This window comes from Microbacterium sp. C-MGS6 (assembly GCF_058140415.1).
Genome location: NZ_CM176934.1, coordinates 1,019,706 through 1,037,070, shown reverse-complemented (window position 1 = coordinate 1,037,070; position 17,365 = coordinate 1,019,706). Strand labels below are relative to the sequence as shown.

Annotated in this window: 15 protein-coding genes; 7 read left to right on the top strand and 8 right to left on the bottom strand. The window is 71.5% G+C overall.

Annotated features, from left to right (window positions below):
* Positions 1-36: 36 nt before the first annotated feature.
* The gene (locus AC3B5L_RS05010; RefSeq protein WP_490096245.1) at positions 37-1,575 is read left to right on the top strand and encodes an ATP-dependent DNA ligase; all 1,539 of its coding nucleotides are present in this window, start codon (positions 37-39) and stop codon (positions 1,573-1,575) included.
* Here AC3B5L_RS05010 and AC3B5L_RS05005 read toward each other — a convergent pair whose 3' ends face one another.
* On the bottom strand, positions 1,576-2,085 hold the full coding sequence (locus AC3B5L_RS05005) for a phosphoribosyltransferase (RefSeq protein WP_187663494.1): 510 nt from the start codon (positions 2,083-2,085) through the stop codon (positions 1,576-1,578). It lies immediately after the preceding gene.
* A 160-nt stretch (positions 2,086-2,245) separates the two neighbouring features.
* Between AC3B5L_RS05005 and AC3B5L_RS05000 the strand changes: the two genes are divergently transcribed.
* Both AC3B5L_RS05000 and AC3B5L_RS04995 read left to right on the top strand, forming a co-directional pair.
* The gene (locus AC3B5L_RS05000; protein ID WP_259951996.1) at positions 2,246-3,973 is read left to right on the top strand and encodes a thiamine pyrophosphate-binding protein; all 1,728 of its coding nucleotides are present in this window, start codon (positions 2,246-2,248) and stop codon (positions 3,971-3,973) included.
* Positions 3,974-3,999: 26 nt separating this feature from the next.
* A complete protein-coding gene (locus tag AC3B5L_RS04995; RefSeq protein WP_259951994.1) occupies positions 4,000-4,848 on the top strand; it encodes a PhzF family phenazine biosynthesis protein in 849 nt (282 codons plus the stop codon).
* A 520-nt stretch (positions 4,849-5,368) separates the two neighbouring features.
* On the opposite strand, the gene AC3B5L_RS04990 is transcribed toward AC3B5L_RS04995, so the two are convergent.
* The 6 genes from AC3B5L_RS04990 to AC3B5L_RS04965 form a co-directional block, all read right to left on the bottom strand.
* On the bottom strand, positions 5,369-5,749 hold the full coding sequence (locus AC3B5L_RS04990) for a VOC family protein (protein WP_187663491.1): 381 nt from the start codon (positions 5,747-5,749) through the stop codon (positions 5,369-5,371).
* A gap of 76 nt (positions 5,750-5,825) precedes the next feature.
* Entirely contained in the window at positions 5,826-6,437 is a 612-nt protein-coding gene (locus AC3B5L_RS04985) for a response regulator transcription factor (RefSeq protein WP_490096425.1), read from the bottom strand.
* 11 nt (positions 6,438-6,448) lie between these two features.
* Positions 6,449-7,576, bottom strand: coding sequence for a sensor histidine kinase (locus AC3B5L_RS04980; RefSeq protein WP_259951991.1), 1,128 nt, complete (start codon positions 7,574-7,576; stop codon positions 6,449-6,451).
* Positions 7,577-7,605: 29 nt separating this feature from the next.
* The gene (locus AC3B5L_RS04975) at positions 7,606-8,367 is read right to left on the bottom strand and encodes an ABC transporter permease (RefSeq protein ID WP_259951989.1); all 762 of its coding nucleotides are present in this window, start codon (positions 8,365-8,367) and stop codon (positions 7,606-7,608) included.
* A gap of 1 nt (position 8,368) precedes the next feature.
* Positions 8,369-9,343: an ABC transporter ATP-binding protein gene (locus AC3B5L_RS04970; protein WP_259951982.1), complete on the bottom strand. Its 975-nt coding sequence runs from the start codon at positions 9,341-9,343 to the stop codon at positions 8,369-8,371.
* Positions 9,344-9,423: 80 nt separating this feature from the next.
* Complete coding sequence (locus AC3B5L_RS04965) at positions 9,424-11,286, bottom strand: FAD-dependent monooxygenase (protein WP_259952188.1); 1,863 nt, start codon at positions 11,284-11,286, stop codon at positions 9,424-9,426.
* Positions 11,287-11,414: 128 nt separating this feature from the next.
* Here AC3B5L_RS04965 and AC3B5L_RS04960 point away from each other — a divergent pair, with 128 nt between their 5' ends.
* Entirely contained in the window at positions 11,415-12,122 is a 708-nt protein-coding gene (locus AC3B5L_RS04960; protein ID WP_259951973.1) for an IclR family transcriptional regulator, read from the top strand.
* 57 nt (positions 12,123-12,179) lie between these two features.
* Here AC3B5L_RS04960 and AC3B5L_RS04955 read toward each other — a convergent pair whose 3' ends face one another.
* A complete protein-coding gene (locus tag AC3B5L_RS04955; RefSeq protein ID WP_490096244.1) occupies positions 12,180-13,559 on the bottom strand; it encodes an MFS transporter in 1,380 nt (459 codons plus the stop codon).
* A 143-nt stretch (positions 13,560-13,702) separates the two neighbouring features.
* On the opposite strand from AC3B5L_RS04955, the gene AC3B5L_RS04950 reads away from it, so the two are divergent.
* From AC3B5L_RS04950 to hpaE, 3 genes are read left to right on the top strand one after another with little or no spacing between them, the layout of a single operon-like run.
* Entirely contained in the window at positions 13,703-15,175 is a 1,473-nt protein-coding gene (locus AC3B5L_RS04950; protein WP_490096243.1) for a fumarylacetoacetate hydrolase family protein, read from the top strand.
* Entirely contained in the window at positions 15,172-15,858 is a 687-nt protein-coding gene (locus tag AC3B5L_RS04945; protein ID WP_490096242.1) for a GntR family transcriptional regulator, read from the top strand. The genes AC3B5L_RS04950 and AC3B5L_RS04945 overlap by 4 nt, the downstream gene beginning before the upstream one ends.
* Complete coding sequence (gene hpaE, locus AC3B5L_RS04940) at positions 15,855-17,354, top strand: 5-carboxymethyl-2-hydroxymuconate semialdehyde dehydrogenase (RefSeq protein ID WP_292795398.1); 1,500 nt, start codon at positions 15,855-15,857, stop codon at positions 17,352-17,354. The genes AC3B5L_RS04945 and hpaE overlap by 4 nt, the downstream gene beginning before the upstream one ends.
* Positions 17,355-17,365: the final 11 nt, after the last annotated feature.

Sequence of the window (17,365 nt, the reverse complement as noted above, 5' to 3'; positions counted from 1 at the left end):
TCGCGCGGTGTCCGACCCCGGTGGGAGGATGCCCGCATGCTGCTCTCGGAGCTCGTCACCACCACCGACCAGGTCGCCGCGACCTCGTCCCGCCTGGCCAAGGTCGAGGCGATCGCGGCGCTGCTCCGTCGGGCCGACGCCGACGACATCCCGCCTCTCGTGGGGCTGCTCCTCGCGGCACCCCGCCAGGGTCGCCTCGGCGTGGGGTGGCGGGGGCTGACGGCCCTCGCCATCGAGCACACCACGACGCCGACGCTGACCATCGCGGAGGTCGACGACGCCTTCGACACCCTCGCGCACACCTCGGGCTCCGGTTCGGCGGGCGTGCGCAGCGAGCTGCTGCACGACCTCGCCGCCCGGGCCACCGCTCCCGAATGGGACTTCCTGACCAGGGCGATGCTCGGGGAGCTCCGCACCGGAGCGCTGAGCGGCGTGCTCCTCGACGCGATCGCCCGCGCCGCCGAGGCCCCGCCCGCCACGGTGCGACGAGCCGCCATGCTCTCCGGCGACCTCGGTGAGACGGCGCTGCTCGCGCTCACCGGCGCCGAGGGCGCACTCGACGAGGTCGGGCTCCGGGTGGGACGCCCCGTCCTCCCGATGCTCGCGGCCACCGCGCCGACGCCCACAGCCGCCCTGGAGATCACCGGCCGCGCCTCGGTCGAGTACAAGCTCGACGGCGCGCGCATCCAGGTGCACCGCCGCGGCGACGATGTCGGCATCTACACACGGAGCCTCGCCGACGTCACCCACCGGCTTCCCGAGATCGTCGAGGTCGTCCGCGGTCTTCCCGCGCAGGAGGTCATCCTCGACGGCGAGACCCTGGCGCTCGATGAGGACGGCGGTCCCCGGCCGTTCCAGGAGACGATGTCGCGGTTCGGTGCGGATGCCGCGCGGGAACTCGCCCTGCGCCCCTGGTTCTTCGACGTCCTGCACGTGGACGGCCGTGATCTGCTCGACGAGCCGCTGTCGGTGCGTCAGGAGGTCCTGGCCGCGGTCGCCGGTGAGTGGCGCATGCCCGGCATCGTCACCGACAGTGCGGAGGAAGCCGAGCGTCTGTCCCGCGAAGCCCTGGCGGCCGGCCACGAGGGTGTGCTGGTCAAAGCCGTGGATGCGCCGTACGCCGCCGGTCGACGCGGCAAGTCCTGGGTGAAGGTGAAACCCGTGCTCACGTTCGACCTCGTCGTGCTCGGCGCCGAGTGGGGGTCGGGGCGCCGGCGTGGATGGCTGTCGAACCTGCACCTCGGCGCGCGGGACCCGGACGGCGACTTCGGGCACCCGGGCGGTTTCGTGATGGTCGGCAAGACGTTCAAGGGCCTCACGGATGCGCTGCTGCAGTGGCAGACCGACGAGTTCCCGGCGCACGAGACCCATCGCTCCGCGTCGACGGTGTTCCTCCGGCCGGAGCTCGTGGTCGAGATCGCGATCGACGGCGTGCAGCGGTCCCCGCGCTACCCCGGCGGCCTCGCCCTCCGGTTCGCCCGGGTCAAGGGCTACCGTCCGGACAAGACCGCTGCGGAGGCCGACACGATCCAGACGCTCCTCGCCCTGCGGCGGGGCGCGACGGACGACGCCTGATCAGGCCGTGGGCGGGAGGCCTTCGTCCTCCTGGCGCACCGTGCCGCGGAACGACCAGGGGAAGTCGATCCAGAGGTCGGTGTCCTTCCACGCGAAGTCCGGCTGGATGATCGTCGAGGGCTTCGTGTAGATCGTGACGGAGCGCACGTCGGCGCCCTTCTCCTGCAGCAGCTGCACCGCGAGCGCCAGCGTGCGACCGGAGTCGGCGACATCGTCCACGAGCAGCACCCGGCGGCCGTCGAGATAGGCCATGTCGAGCTCCGGCGGCAGCACCTCCGGGGCGTCCAGCACGGTGCCGATGCCGGTGTAGAACTCGACGTTGATCGCGCCGCAGTTCTTCACGCCGAGCCCGTACGCGATGGCCCCGGCCGGGAGCAGGCCGCCGCGGGCGATCGCCACCACGACCTCCGGCTCGAAGCCCGTCGCCGAGATGTTCCGCGCCAGATCGCGCGTCGCCACGCCGAAGCCGTCCCAGGTGAGCGTCTCGCGCTCGATCGATGCATCCGTCATCGGTCCATTCTCGCGCATCCGCTCCGCCCGAGCCGCCGCTAGACTGAGCAGGTCCGGCCCCGCCGGTGCCTGAAAAAGAGGCACGAAGCACCTCGCATCGCCGCGAGGGCGAGACACATACGGATCCCCCTTCTCCGTCCCTGTCTCGAAAGGCTTCTCCATGCCCTCCGTCTCCGCGCACGTCGCCCTCACCGTCGCCCAGCACGTCGATGCCGTCTTCGGCGTGATGGGCAACGGCAACGCCTACTTCCTCGACGCCCTCGAGACGCAGACCGACGCCACGTTCACCGCCGTCCGCCACGAGCAGGGCGCGGTCGTCGCGGCCGACGCCCACTTCCGCGCGTCCGGCCGCATCGCCGCGGGCACCTCCACCTACGGCGCCGGCTTCACGAACACGATCACGGCGCTGGCCGAGGCCGTGCAGGCGCACGTGCCGCTCGTCCTCGTGGTGGGCGACGAGCCGACCTCGGGACCGCGTCCGTGGGACGTGGACCAGATCGCGCTGGCCTCGGCGGTGGGCGCCCGCACCTACACCGTCGGGCGGACCGATGCCGCCGCGACCACCGTCATCGCCGTCGAGCACGCCCTCACCTATCGCGTGCCCGTGGTGCTCGCGATCCCCTACGACGTCGCCGCCCTCGAGGCGGGCGCGGTGCCGGCGGCCCCGGCTCCTCGACTCCCCACGCCGCTCGCACCGCGCGGGGACTTCGCCGAGGGCATGCTGGATGAGATCGCCGCCGCCCTGCGCGACGCCGAGCGTCCGTTCCTCCTCGCCGGCCGCGGGGCCTGGCTGGCCGGCGCCGGCGAGGCTCTGGGCGCCCTCGCCGCGCGGACCGGGGCCCTCACCGCCTCCTCCGCCCTCGGCCGCGGTATCTTCCCGGACGCCCGGTACGACCTCGGGGTCACCGGCGGCTTCGGCGCCGAGGGGGCGATGGAGCTCGTGCGGACCGCCGATGTCGCCGTGGTCTTCGGCGCGAGCCTGAACCAGTTCACGATGCGCTTCGGCGATCTCTTCGCCCCTGGTACCCGGGTGTTCCAGATCGACACCGCTCCGGCCGCCACGCATGCCCATGTCGGCGGCTTCGTGCGCGCCGATGCCCGTCTCGCCGCCGAGGCCCTCGTCGCCCGCCTCTCCTCCGGGCACGACTTCGGAGATGCCGCAGGACTCGCCGGGGCCACCCCCGACTCCGGCGGCGAGTCGGGCACCGGCTCCGCAGTTGTGTCCGCCCGACCCTGGCGGGAGACGGTCGATGTCGCCGCGGCCCGCGCGTACGAGCCCGGGGACGACCTCGCACCCGACGGACGCCTCGACCCGCGTTCCGCCGCGCGCCGGATCGCCGAGCTCCTCCCCGAGGACCGCGTCGTGGTGTCGGACGGCGGACACTTCATCGGCTGGGCGAACATGTACTGGCCGGTCGCCGCACCGGACCGGATGATGATGATCGGCACCGCGTTCCAGTCGATCGGACAGGGCTGGCCCAGCGTGGTGGGCGCGGCCCTCGCCCGTCGTGACGCGACCATCGTGCTCACCTCGGGCGACGGCGGCGGGCTCATGGCGATCGCCGACCTCGAATCGGCCGTGCGGGCGGCGGGCGGACGCGGCATGGCCGTTGTCTGGAACGACGCGGCGTACGGTGCCGAGGTCAACCTCTACGGACTGAAGGGCCTGGCCGAGGGTCCGATGCGCATCCCCGAGGTCGACTTCGCCGCGTTCGGAGCCGCGGTCGGCGCGGAGGGTGTCGTCGTGCGGACGCTCGATGACCTGGAGCGTCTGGCCACCTGGGCCGAGGAGGACCCGGCGACCCGGCGCTTCCTCGTCCTCGACCTCCGGATCTCCGGCGACGTGATCGCGCCGTACCAGCAGGAGATCATCCGCGTGAACTCCTGACCCGCGCGGGCCGATAGGCTCCCGGGATGACGGATGCTCCCGAGGTCCTGCGCTACAGCGCCTTCGCCGCGACCCCGGACGGCGGCAACCCCGCGGGCGTCGTGCTCGCGGCGGACGGGCTCGATGAGGCGGACATGCAGCGGATCGCGGTCGAGGTCGGCTACTCGGAGACCGCGTTCGTGCAGGACGCTGCGGCGGACGGCTCCCGCTTCCGGGTGCGGTACTGGTCGCCTGCCGCGGAGGTGCCGTTCTGCGGTCATGCGACGGTCGCGACGGCGGTCGCCCTCGCGGAACGGCAGGGTCCCGGGGCGGTCGTGTTCGAGACCGCGGCCGGAGACGTGTCGATGGAGTCCTTCGCGGACGCGGACGGCCGGGTCACGGTGTCGTTCACGAGCGTCGAGCCGGAGGTGCGCGACCTCGACCCCGTCGTGCGTGACCGCCTCCTCGCGCTGCTGGGGATGGAGCCGGCCGATGTCGACCCGCGCTTCCCGGTCCGCGAGGCGTTCGCGGGCAACTGGCATCCGATCGTCTTCGTCGCCGACCGGGAGCTCTTCCACCAGTTCCGTTTCTCCCCCGCCGACGTGGCGGCCCTCATGCGCGCGCGGGGCTGGCACGGCACGGTGACGGTGCTGCACGCCGAGGATCCTGCCGAGATCCAGGCCCGCAACCTCTTCCCCGTGGGGCGCATCACGGAGGATCCGGCGACAGGGTCCGCGGCCGCTTCGGTCGGCGCCTACCTCCGCGCCCAGGGCTATCCGGGCGACACCGTCCGCATCCATCAGGGCGCCCACGTCGGTCGCCCGAGCGAACTCCGCGTCGCGATCCCGTCCACCGGAGGCCTCGTCGTCTCGGGCGGAGCCACCCGCCTCCCCTGACCCCGGCCGCAGACTCCTCGGACTCGAGAGACCGAGCACGAGGCACGCGCGGTCACCCGCACGACGCGGTTCCGTCTGCGCGACCACAGCCCTCGCCCGGCCGTGCATCCGTCCCCGGATCGTGCATCCGTCACAGCACCCGGTACCTCGCTCCTACGGCACGGTCTCACCGGCACGACCCGGCTCCGTCTGCACGACCCGGCTCCGTCTGCACGACCGAAACCCTCCCCGGGTCGTGCACCCGCGCCCGCCTCGCGCACCCGTCATCCGACTCGAGCCCCGCCTTCCCGGGCACCGGAACATCTGCACGAGCCGATTCCGCCTGCAGGACCAACCTCAGCCCCTGGTCGTGCACCCGCCCCGCCATCGTGCATCCGGAACCCGAACCGAACCCCGGAACCCGAATCGGAACCCGAACCAGACCCCGGAACCCGAACCGGAACCAGACCCCGGAACCCGAACCAGACCCCGGAACCCGAACCCGGAACCCGAACCGGAGCCCGAACCGGACCCCGAGTCGTCACCCCTGGGCGCTGTAGTCCGGGAGCTCCTGCAGGGTCCAGGTGTTGCCATCGGGGTCGTCGAAGCGCACGAAGCGCCCCCAGTCCTGCTCGTCCACGCCCTCCGCCTCCACGCCGAGGCCGCGCAGGTGCGCGAGAGCCTCGTCGGCGTCGGGGACGACCACCTGGATGGTGTTCTGCTGCCCCGGCTCCAAGCCGGTGGTCAGCCCCGTGCCGAAGGCGATCGAGCAGGCCGATCCCGGCGGCGTCATCTGCACGAAGCGCAGCCCCTCGTACGGCACATGGTCGTGGTCGGCGTTGAAACCGATCTTCACGTAGAAGTCCTTCGCCCGGTCGACATCGCTGACCGGGACGAAGATGAGTTCGATCTTCCAGTCCATCACGCACTCCTCCTGTCGGGCTCCGTCACCCGTCGGCCCTCACAGTACGCGCGGCCTCCGACACCCGCCAGAGGAGTCAGAGCCAGCCCTTATCGGACGCGATCCGCACCGCCTGCGCCCGGTTCTCGGCACCGGTCTTGCCGATCGCGGCGGAGAGGTGGTTGCGCACGGTGCCCGCCGACAGGAACACCTCCGCCGCGATGGCCGCCGCGGATCGTCCGTCGGCGGCGAGCCGCAGCACCTGCCGCTCCCGGTCGCTCAGCGGGTTGGCTCCCTCGAACAGGCTCTCCTCGGCGAGTTTCGGATCGAGCACTCGGAGTCCGGCGTGCACGCGGTGCACGGCCGCGGCGAGCTCCTCGGCCGGGGTGTCCTTCACCACGAACCCGCTCGCCCCGGCGTCGAGCGCCGCGCGCAGGTATCCGGGTCGTGCGAACGTGGTCACCACGAGCACGCGCGTCTGCGGACTGACCGCGCGGATCCGCGTCGTCGCCTCGACGCCGTCCACCCTCGGCATCTGGATGTCCATCAGACACACGTCCGGCTGCAGCTCCTCCGCCAGGCGCAGCGCCTCCGCGCCGTCCGCTGCCAGGCCCTGCACCTGGAGATCCGGCTCCAGGTCGAGAAGGGCCCCGAGCGCCCCGCGCACGAGTGCCTGGTCGTCGGCGATGAGCAGCCGGATCGGAACCATCGGGGCCGCGGTCACCACGTCACCTCCACCAGCGTGCCCGCCGCCTCGCCCGGCCGCACGGCGAATCCGGCGCCCGCCGCCGCCGCGCGCTCCCGCATCCCCCGGATGCCGTTGCCCTCGCGATGCCCGGTCCCGGACGCAGGCCCGACACCGTCGTCCTCCACGGTGAGCACGCCCGGAGCGATGCGCACACGGACGGCCGCGGCACCGGAGTGCCGCAGCGTGTTGGTCGTCGCCTCGCGGAGGATCCAGCTCGCCGTGATCGCCTGGACCGGCGAGAGGGCGTCCGGGGTCCCGTCCACGACGAGCGCGATGTCCGCGGCGCGCAGCGAGTCCTCGGTCGAGGCGAGCTGCTCGACGAGGGTCGTCGCCCGCGCACCGGCGACGGTCTGCCGCACTCCGGCGATGGCCTCCGCGGTCAGACGTTCGATGTCGGCGAGTTCGGCCTTGGCGCGCTCCGGGTCGGAGTCCATCAGCCGCCGCACGAGCTGTGCCTTGAGTCCGACGACCGTCAGCGAGTGGCCGATGAGGTCGTGCACGTCGCGCGCCACAGCCTCCCGCCCCTCGCTGGTCGCCAGCTCCCTACCCAGCTGCTCCGCCTCCGCCGAGCGCACGATGAGCCAGGTCGAGACCGTGTTCACGACGCCGAGGAGGGCGACGATCGCGAGGACGGACAGGTAGGAGAGGTTGTCGGGGATGAGGAAGACGCAGCCGGCCGCCACCACGAGCGCGGCGATGGTCGTGATCCAGTGCCAGGCACGGGTCAGTCCGTACGAGGCGAACGACATGATGAACGGCAGGAAGCTCAGCGCCGACCCGCCCACCGCCGGGATCGTGACCAGCGCGCAGGCGATGAGCGCGGCGAACGTGATCCACTGTCGCCGCGAGGGGGTGCGACCGAGGCCGCCTCCGCCGCGCATGCCGTGCATGAACCCCGTCACATAGAGGACGATGAACGCGACCAGCGCCACCCATCCCGTGACGACCCACGCCGGCGGAGCGGCGGAGGCGAGCAGCGCGAGGACCGGGTAGACCAGGAACACGAGCCAGACGACGGCCATCAGCCAGCCGAACCGTGCCCAGGGGTCCTTGCCCGTCCCGGATCGGGCGTCCGCCTCCCGGCCCTCCTGCATCGTCATCCGTCCAACCTACTGTCGCGCCGGGGCGCTCACCGCCGTGACCGTGAACGCCGCACGCCCATCGTCACCAGCACCGCGAAGACGACGAGCCAGACCGCGACGTTGAGGAGCAGCATCCACAGCTCATCCGTCTGCCCCGTCGTCAGCACGCCCTCCGTGAGCGGCCACCGGCTCAGGGCGACGAAGCCGTACAACGGGGTGAACCGGGCGATGTCGAGCATGACGCCGTCGAGCGGCATGAACACGTTGCCGAAGAAGGCGAAGAAGGTCATCGAGATGGACGCGAGCGCGGCGGCGGAGTCGGAGCCGAAGAACAGGCCGACCCCGAGCCCGTAGAGGCCGAACATGAGGCCGATGCCGAGGATGAGGGCGGCGGTCACGACCCAGCGCCAGGCGCCGTCCGCCTCCGCGCCGGTGAGCAGCCCGGCGACGAACACCGCGACGAGGGCGAGCGCCGCGAACGACACGGCGGTGAGCAGCTTCGTCAGGGCGTAGCCGGTGGTCGTCAGCGGCGTCATCGCGAGCTGCCTTCCCCACCCCTGCTGGGCCTCGGTGGCCGCGAGCGAGGTGAGCGAGCTCATCGCCACCGCGGCGCCGTAGGCCGCCATCGAGACCATCACGTAGAAGGAGACGTTGCCGTTGCCGGCAGAGAGCGTGCCGTACCCCATGCCCGCACCGAAGAGCAGGTACATGGCCACGGGCATGGCGAGGGTGAAGGCGAGCGTGTAGGGGTTGCGCAGTTGGCGCAGCCCCTCGATGCGCAGCATGGTGGGCGAGACGGTCGTGGTCATGTCAGTCCTCCGTGAGGGCGGTGAAGGCGGTCTCGAGCGTGGGGGCGGCGATCTCCAGGTCGTGCGCTCCCCCGTCGAGCAGCAGGCGGGCGGCGGCGTCGGAGTCGGTGGCGCGGAGGCTGAGGCGGTCCCCGTCGATGCGCACGCCCGTCACGCCCTCCGCGGCGGTCAGCGCGGCGACCAGCGCGTCCGACACGGCGGGCACGGTGGCCGAGACCGTGCGCTCGCCCAGGCTCGCGCGGAGCAGGGCGGTGGGCGCGTCCGCGACGACGGTGCCCCGATGCATGACCACCGTGCGGCGGGCGAACTGCTCCGCCTCCTCCAGATAGTGCGTGGCGAACACGATCGTGCGCCCGGCGTCCGCGTCGGCACGCATCACGTCCCAGAAGTGGCGCCGCGCGGTGACGTCCATACCGGCGGTCGGCTCATCGAGCACGAGGATGTCGGGATCGGAGATCATCGCGAGCGCGAACTTCACGCGCTGCTGCTCGCCGCCCGAGCACTTGGACACCCGGCGGCGCGCGAGACCGGCGAGGTCGGCACGGCGCATCACCTCCGGCACGCGTGCGAGGGCTTCCCGCCCGTAGAGCGAGGCGATCAGCCGCACGGTCTCGCCGACGGTGAGGTCGCCGAGCAGCCCCCCGGTCTGCAGCACGGCTCCGATGGCCCCGTTCGCGGTGGCCCGCTCCGGAGCCGCCCCGAGCACGCGCACGGTCCCGCTGCTGGGGGCGGTGAGCCCGAGGAGCATGTCGAGTGTGGTGGTCTTGCCCGCGCCGTTGGGGCCGAGCAGGGCGACCACCTCGCCGCGCCGGATGGAGAGGTCGACACCGTCGACGGCCGGCACGCGGCGCTCGCCGCTGCCGAAGTGCTTGCGCAGGTCGATCAGCTCCAGCGCCACGGGTCTGTCATCGACGGCGGGGGACGCGGAGGACGACGCGACGCGCGGTGCCGCCTCCTGCACGGATGTCTCGTTCATGCCTCCAGCCTCGCGCCGGAGCGCGCGGCTGTCCGGAGGGCGGTGTCATCTCCTCGGCATGACACGTGTCATGCTGAGGGTCAGCGCGCCGGCAGCAGCGCCCCGTCCAGGAACTTCGCCAGCTCGTCCACGCCGTCCAGCGGGAGGATCGCGGCGACGTACTGGTCCGGACGCACGACGATCACGACGCCGTCGCGGGACAGCTCCCGCGCCTCGAAGATGTCCGTCTCGCACCACTTGCTCGGGCCCGCGGCGTAGACCTTCTCCCAGTCGGTGAGTCCGAGCGGGCCGGTCTTCGGCTGGAAGAGCTCGGGCGTCGTCGTGACCTCGACCTCCTCGAAGGGCTGCTGGTACACGGCCTTCACGTCGAACACGGCGTCGGCGTCAGCGTCAGCCGGGGTGAACCGCGCGAACACCGGCGCCGCCTCCTCCGCCCACGCGGCGAGCGCCTCCCCGGTCCGGTCGCCGAAGGCGTAGACCCGCCAGCGGCCGTCGGCCTTCGCATGGTGCCCGAGGTGGACGACGTTGCCGTCCCCGACCCGCACGACCTCCGCCGACTTGAAGCGCTTGCCCAGCGGGTAGCCGACCGCGAGCTCCTGATGGGCGTCGGTGCCGGTGATCATGGAGGACGTGTACTGGGTCATGAAACCGGAGGGGAACTCCGCCGTCGCGAGGTAGTACGTGGCCAGCTCGTTCGGGTCGGAGATCTCCTCCGGCTTGCGGGCCATGAGGCTGGACCACTCGCGGTCGAAGTCGATGAGCTGCTGCGCGACGGGACGACGCTCGGCGCCGTACGTGGCGAGCAGCGCCTCGGGGGCACGGCCGCTCAGCACGGAACCGAGCTTCCAGCCGAGATTGAAGCCATCCTGCATCGACACGTTCATGCCCTGGCCGGCCTTGGCGCTGTGCGTGTGGCAGGCGTCGCCGGTGAGGAAGACCCGCGGGCTGCGATCGACGCCGGGGTCGACGTCGTCGAAGCCGTCCGTCACACGGTGGCCCACTTCGTAGACGCTGTGCCAGGCCACCTGCTTCACATCGAGCGTGTAGGGGTGGAGGATCGCGTTGGCGCGCCGGATGATCTCCTCGATGGGCGTCTGGCGCACGCGGTGGTCGTCGTCCGCGGCGACCTCGCCGAGATCGATGTACATGCGGCTGAGGTAGCCGCCCTCCCGCGGGATGTGCAGGATGTTGCCGGCCTTGGAGTTGATCGCGCACTTGGTGCGCCAGTCCGGGAAGTCGGTGTTGACGAGCACGTCCATGACGCCCCAGGCGTGTGCGGCGCTCGCACCCACGTGTGTGCGGCCGATCGCCTGCCGCACGCCGCTCCTGGCGCCGTCGCAGCCCACCACGTACTTCGCCCGGACCACGCGCTCCTCTGCGTCACCGACGTGCCGAACGTGCACCTCGACCGGGTACTCGCCCTCCTCGTGCACGGTGAGCCCGAGGAACTCCACGCCGTAGTCCGGCACGATCCGGCCGGGACCGTCGGCCGCCGCCTCGGCGAAGTAGTCGAGCACGCGCGCCTGGTTGACGATGAGGTGCGGGAACTCGCAGATGTCGTAGGCGTAGTCGGCGGTGCGGGTGGTCCGCACGATCTGATCGGGGTGCTCGGGATCGGGGCCCCAGAAGTTCATCCAGCCGATGTTGTAGGCCTCGGCGATGATGCGCTCGGCGAAGCCGAATGCCTGGAAGGTCTCCACGCTGCGGGGCTGGATGCCGTCGGCCTGCCCGAGGACGAGGCGGCCCTCGCGCTTCTCGATGATGCGGGTGGTGATGTCGGGGTACTGCGACATCTGTGCCGCGAGCAGCATGCCCGCGGGCCCGGAGCCGACGATGAGGACGTCGACCTCGTCGGGCAGGGCGGCGGGGCGGTCGATCCCGGTGCCGGCGGCGTCCTGCACGCGCGGGTCTCCGGACACATAGCCGTGGTGGTGGAACTGCATCGTCGTCGATTCCTTCCGGACGTCTTCGTCGGGTGTTGCGTCCAGGAACACGGTGTTCTATATTCGAACACAGTGTTCTACTATTGAACACAGCCTAGACCGGTGCCTCGCGCATCGCAAGGAGAGCCATGCCCGAGCGCCCCGCCGCCCCCGCGTCGCAGACGCTCAGTCGCGGCATCCGCATCCTCGAGGCGCTCGCCGACGCCCGCGGCGCGCTGACCATCGACGTCATCGCGGGGCGCCTCGACGTGCACCGGTCCATCGCCTACCGTCTCCTGCGCACGCTCGAGGATCACGGCCTCGTGACCCGCGATGCGAGCGGCGCCGTGAGCCTCGGCGCCCGCATGGCCGCTCTCGCCGCCGGCGTCGCCCACGACCTCCAGGCAGAGGCGTTGCCGGAGCTGACCGCCATCGCGAACGAGCTCGGCATGACCTGCTTCCTCGCCGTCCTCGATGGCGCCGAGTGCATCACCCTCGCCAGCGTCGAACCGCGGCACGCCGTCGCGAGCGTCGCCCAGCGCCCCGGCGCGCGGCACTCCGTCACGGTCGGCGCTCCCGGGAAGGCGATCCTCGCGCAGCTCGACCCGGCGGAGGTGCCCGTCGGCATCTCCCCCGCCCTGCGCGCCGACATCGACACCGCCGCCGCACGCGGCTATGCCACGAGCCACGACGAGGTCATCCCCACGGTGCAGTCCGTCGCCGTCCCGCTGCGTCTGCGCGGCCAGCGTCCTGCCGCGATCGCGGTCGTGCACGTGGCCACCGACCTGGACGACGGGGAGATCGCCGCGCGACTCCAGCGTTCCGCCGACCTCATCCGCTCAGCCCTCGAGGGCTGAGCCGGAACGCACGAGAGCGCACGCCCCCTCAGGGACGTGCGCTCTCGGATCGCCGGGTCAGACCTTCGCGAGCCCGCGGATCGGGCTGACGGACTGCTCCTCCTCGTGGTCCGGACCGAGCGGGATGCCCGACCGGTCGCGCAGCAGGAGCGTGGCGACGAGACCGAGGAGCGTCATGCCTGCGAGGTACCAGGTGACCGCCTCGGTGGAGCCGGTCTGATCGACGATGAACGTCGCGATGGTGGGCGCGAAGGCGCCACCGGCGATCGCGCCGATCGCGTAGGAGATGGAGACACCGGAGAACCGGATGCTCGCGGGGAACAGCTCGGTGTACAGCGCCGCCTGCGGCCCGTAGGTGAAGCCGAGGCCGATCGTGAGGATCGCGAGGCCCGCGAACAGCAGCCCCACCTCGCCGGTGTTGACGAGCGGGAACAGCGTGAACACGCCGACGAGCTGGAGCACCCAGCCGATGAGGTAGGTCGTGCGACGGCCGATGCGATCCGACACCCAGCCGGCCAGCAGCGTGGTCAGCAGCCAGGTCACGGCCGATCCGGTGACGGCCCACAGCACCGGCCCGCGCTCGAGCCCGATGGGTCCGTCGGGGTTCGTGGCGTAGCCCTGGATGTAGCCGCCGGTGGTCATGTAGCCCACGGCGTTGTTCCCGGCGAAGACGAGGGCCGCGATGATGACGAGCAGCAGGTGCTTGCGGAAGAGCTGCACGATCGGCATCTTCGCCTTCTCCTTGCGCTCGGCGAGCTCGGCGAACACCGGGCTCTCCTCCACGCGACGGCGGACGTAGTAACCCACGAGGATCAGCACGACGCTGAGCAGGAACGGCACGCGCCAGCCCCAGGCGAGGAACTGGTCTCCCGGAGCGATCGCGGTCAACAGCGCCATGACGCCCGACGCCAGCAGCAGGCCGAGCGGCACGCCGATCTGCGGGGAGGCGCCGAAGATGCCGCGCTTCTTGCGGGGGGCGTGCTCGACGGCCATCAGCACCGCGCCGCCCCACTCGCCGCCGGCCGAGATGCCCTGCACGATGCGCAGCAGCACCAGGAGGATCGGCGCCATCACGCCGATGGTCTCGTAGGTGGGGAGCAGACCGATCAGGGCGGTCGCGGCACCCATGAGGATCAGCGTCCACATCAGCACGGCCTTGCGGCCGAGCTTGTCGCCGTAGTGGCCCGCGAGGAACGCGCCGAGGGGCCGGAAGAGGAAGCTCACGCCGACCGTGGCGAAGCCGACGAGAGCGCTGTTGGCGCCGAGCGGCGCGAAGAAGAGCTGTCCGAAGACGAGCCCGACCGCCGTGGCGTAGATGAAGAAGTCGTACCACTCGACGGTGGTCCCGACGACGGTGGCGAAGACGACACGACGCCGGTCGGCCGCCGTCGCGATGGTTCCGGTGGGTGTGAACCCATCCTGTGACTGCCCGCTCATGGGGTGTCTCCTTTGTGCTTGTGACCGCGTTGTCACGGCGCGCACGGACGTGAATCCGATCTGCTTGCCGAGGGGTGAGACGATGATATATGATTTCGGATACGACGCACAACGCGTCCTGACGAGCGCGAGGAGGCGCATCCGTGACGGACACCATCGCCCGCCCTGGGAAGATCATCGCGATCCACCTGAGCTACGCCTCGCGGGCCGACCAGCGTGGTCGACGCCCCACCCACCCCTCCTACTTCTTCAAGCCGGCCAGCTCGGTCGGCGCCTCCGGCGGCACCGTCGAGCGCCCCGCCGGCACCGAACTGCTCGCGTTCGAGGGGGAGATCGCGCTGATCATCGGCGCCCCGGCCCGCCGGGTCGCCCTCGCCGACGCCTGGGATCACGTGCAGTGGGTGACCGCCTCGAACGACCTCGGCCTCTACGATCTGCGCGCGAACGACAAGGGCTCCAACGTCCGCTCCAAGGGCGGCGACGGGTACACCCCGCTCGGCCCGGAGCTCATCGACGCCCGGACGGTCGACCCGGCGGCCCTCCGCGTGCGCGCCTGGGTGAACGGCGAGCTCCGTCAGGACGACACCACCGCGGGCCTCATCTTCCCGCTGGCCCAGCTCGTCGCCGACCTCTCCCAGCACTTCACGCTGGAGACCGGCGACGTGATCCTCACCGGCACTCCCGCAGGATCCTCGGTCATCGTCCCCGGCGACGTGGTCGAGATCGAGGTCGACGCCCCGGGCGCCCCCGGCGCTCCCACGTCCGGCCGCCTGATCACGACGGTCACGCAGGGCGATGTCCCCTTCGACGGCGACCTCGGTTCGCTCCCCGCCGTCGACGACCTCCAGCGCACCGAGGCCTGGGGCTCCCGCGAGGCCGCGGGCCTGCCCGCCGAGGACACCGCGCCCACGCTCACCCCCGAGCTCCGCGCCCAGCTTCTCGAAGCCCCCACCGCCGGCCTCTCGGCACAGCTGCGCAAGCGCGGACACCACTCCTGCTTCATCGACGGTGTCTCTGCGAACCTCCCGGACACGAAGATCGTCGGCACCGCGAAGACCCTGCGCTTCGTGCCGTTCCGCGAGGATCTCTTCCGGAGCCACGGCGGCGGGTACAACGCCCAGAAGCGCGCGTTCGACGCCGTGGCCGAGGGCGAGATCATCGTCATCGAGGCCCGCGGCGACGCGACCACCGGCACGCTCGGCGACATCCTCGCCCTGCGCGCGCAGACCCGCGGTGCGGCGGGCGTGGTGACCGACGGCGGCGTCCGCGATTTCCAGGCCGTCGCCGAGATCGGACTGCCGGTCTTCTCCCAGGGCGCGCACCCGTCCGTACTCGGCCGCAAGCACGTGCCGTGGGACGTCGACGTGACGATCTCGTGCGGCGGTGCCACCGTGCAGCCCGGCGACATCATCGTCGGCGACAGCGACGGTGTGATCGTGATCCCGCCGGCTCTCGCCGCCGAGGTCGCCGCCGACGCCGTGGCCCAGGAGATCGAGGACGCCTGGATCGCCGAGCAGGTCGCCGCCGGACACCCGGTCGACGGCCTGTTCCCGATGAACGCCGAATGGCGCGCCCGCTACGAGCAGGCGACCGGCACCGGAGCGGAGCGGAAGTGAGCACGGTCGAGAGCGCCAGCAAGTCGGAGCAGGCGTACGCCTGGATCCGCGCGCGCATCTCGGCGCACACCTACGGTCCCGGCTACCGTCTGGTCCTCGGGCCGATCGCCGAGGAGCTGGGCATGAGCGTGGTCCCGGTGCGCGAGGCGATCCGCCGCCTGGAGGCCGAGGGGCTCGTGACCTTCGAGCGCAACGTCGGTGCCCGGGTGACCCTCGTGGACGAGGGCGAGTACGCGCACACCATGCAGACGCTCGGACTCGTCGAGGGTGCGGCGACCGCGCTGTCCGCTCCCCTGCTCGACGCGGACGCGCTCGCGCAGGCCGCGGAGGTCAACGAGCGCATGAGCCGCCTGCTCGACCACTTCGACCCGCACACGTTCACCGAGCTCAACCGGCAGTTCCACTCCGTGCTGTTCGCGCCCTGCCCCAACCCGCACCTGCTCGACCTCGTGCACCGCGGCTGGGCCCGGCTGTCCGGCATCCGCGACTCGACCTTCGCCTACGTGCCCGGCCGCGCCCACCACTCGGTCGACGAGCACACCCAGATCCTCGACCTCATCCGCGACGGCGCCGAGCCGCTGGAGATCGAGCTCGCCGCCCGCAACCACCGGTGGCGCACGAGGGACGCGTTCCTCGACGCCCTGCACACCCGTTCCGTCCCCGCCGAAGGAGAAGCAACATGACCGACTCCCGTATCCCCGCCGACCTGCCCGACCACATCCAGCACTACATCGACGGCGCCTTCGTCGACTCGATCGACGGCGACACGTTCGACGTGCTCGACCCGGTGACGAACCAGACGTACACGACGGCAGCCGCCGGCAAGAAGGCCGACATCGAGCGGGCCGTCGCCGCCGCCAAGCGCGCCTTCGACGAAGGTCCCTGGCCCCGGATGCTCCCCCGCGAGCGCTCGCGCGTGCTGCACCGGATCGCCGACATCGTGGAGTCGCGCGACGCCCGCCTCGCGGAGCTGGAGTCCTACGACTCCGGCCTGCCGATCACGCAGGCCCTGGGCCAGGCCCGCCGCGCCGCCGAGAACTTCCGCTTCTTCGCCGACCTGATCGTCGCGCAGGCCGACGACGCCTTCAAGGTGCCCGGCAAGCAGATGAACTACGTCAACCGCAAGCCGATCGGTGTCGCGGGACTCATCACCCCCTGGAACACGCCGTTCATGCTGGAGTCGTGGAAGCTCGGGCCCGCGCTCGCGACCGGCAACACGGTCGTCCTCAAGCCGGCCGAGTTCACGCCCCTCTCCGCCTCGCTGTGGGCGGGCATCTTCGAGGAGGCGGGGCTCCCGCAGGGCGTCTTCAACCTCGTCAACGGCCTCGGTGAAGACGCCGGCGACGCCCTGGTGAAGCACCCCGACGTGCCGCTCATCTCCTTCACCGGCGAGAGCCGCACGGGACAGATCATCTTCGGCAACGCCGCCCCGTTCCTCAAGGGCCTGTCGATGGAGCTCGGCGGCAAGTCGCCCGCCGTGGTCTTCGCGGACGCCGACCTGGAGGCCGCCGTCGACGCCACGATCTTCGGCGTCTTCTCCCTCAACGGCGAGCGCTGCACCGCCGGGTCCCGCATCATCGTGGAGCGCTCGATCTACGACGAGTTCGTGGAGCGCTATGCCGCGCAGGCGCAGCGCGTCAAGGTCGGCTACCCGCACGACCCCGAGACCGAGGTCGGCGCGCTCGTGCACCCCGAGCACTACGACAAGGTGATGTCCTACGTCGAGATCGGCAAGACCGAGGGCCGCCTCGTCGCCGGCGGCGGTCGCCCCGAGGGCTTCGAGGAGGGGAACTTCGTCGCCCCGACGGTGTTCGCCGATGTCGCCCCCGACGCCCGCATCTTCCAGGAGGAGATCTTCGGCCCGGTCGTCGCGATCACCCCGTTCGACTCCGACGAGGAGGCGCTGGCGCTCGCGAACGACACGAAGTACGGCCTCGCGGCCTACATCTGGACGAACGACCTCAAGCGCGCCCACACGTTCGCGCAGTCCGTCGAGGCCGGGATGGTGTGGCTGAACAGCAACAACGTCCGCGACCTGCGCACGCCGTTCGGCGGCGTGAAGGCGTCGGGCCTCGGCCACGAGGGCGGCTACCGCTCCATCGACTTCTACACCGACCAGCAGAGCGTGCACATCACGCTCGCCTCGACCCCGCACAACCCGACGTTCGGCAAGAACTGACGCCCCCGGAC

Excerpts from the sequence above, each read along its gene's own strand:
- AC3B5L_RS05010 (WP_490096245.1), top strand. The coding sequence starts at position 37 with ATGCTGCTCTCGGAGCTCGTCACCACCACCGACCAGGTCGCCGCGACC.
- AC3B5L_RS04955 (WP_490096244.1), bottom strand. The coding sequence starts at position 13,559 with ATGAGCGGGCAGTCACAGGATGGGTTCACACCCACCGGAACCATCGCG.
- AC3B5L_RS04980 (WP_259951991.1), bottom strand. The coding sequence starts at position 7,576 with ATGACGATGCAGGAGGGCCGGGAGGCGGACGCCCGATCCGGGACGGGC.
- AC3B5L_RS04975 (WP_259951989.1), bottom strand. The coding sequence starts at position 8,367 with ATGACCACGACCGTCTCGCCCACCATGCTGCGCATCGAGGGGCTGCGC.
- AC3B5L_RS04990 (WP_187663491.1), bottom strand. The coding sequence starts at position 5,749 with ATGGACTGGAAGATCGAACTCATCTTCGTCCCGGTCAGCGATGTCGAC.
- AC3B5L_RS04965 (WP_259952188.1), bottom strand. The coding sequence starts at position 11,286 with ATGCAGTTCCACCACCACGGCTATGTGTCCGGAGACCCGCGCGTGCAG.
- AC3B5L_RS04985 (WP_490096425.1), bottom strand. The coding sequence starts at position 6,437 with ATGGTTCCGATCCGGCTGCTCATCGCCGACGACCAGGCACTCGTGCGC.
- AC3B5L_RS05005 (WP_187663494.1), bottom strand. The coding sequence starts at position 2,085 with ATGACGGATGCATCGATCGAGCGCGAGACGCTCACCTGGGACGGCTTC.
- AC3B5L_RS05000 (WP_259951996.1), top strand. The coding sequence starts at position 2,246 with ATGCCCTCCGTCTCCGCGCACGTCGCCCTCACCGTCGCCCAGCACGTC.
- AC3B5L_RS04960 (WP_259951973.1), top strand. The coding sequence starts at position 11,415 with ATGCCCGAGCGCCCCGCCGCCCCCGCGTCGCAGACGCTCAGTCGCGGC.
- AC3B5L_RS04970 (WP_259951982.1), bottom strand. The coding sequence starts at position 9,343 with ATGAACGAGACATCCGTGCAGGAGGCGGCACCGCGCGTCGCGTCGTCC.
- hpaE (WP_292795398.1), top strand. The coding sequence starts at position 15,855 with ATGACCGACTCCCGTATCCCCGCCGACCTGCCCGACCACATCCAGCAC.
- AC3B5L_RS04995 (WP_259951994.1), top strand. The coding sequence starts at position 4,000 with ATGACGGATGCTCCCGAGGTCCTGCGCTACAGCGCCTTCGCCGCGACC.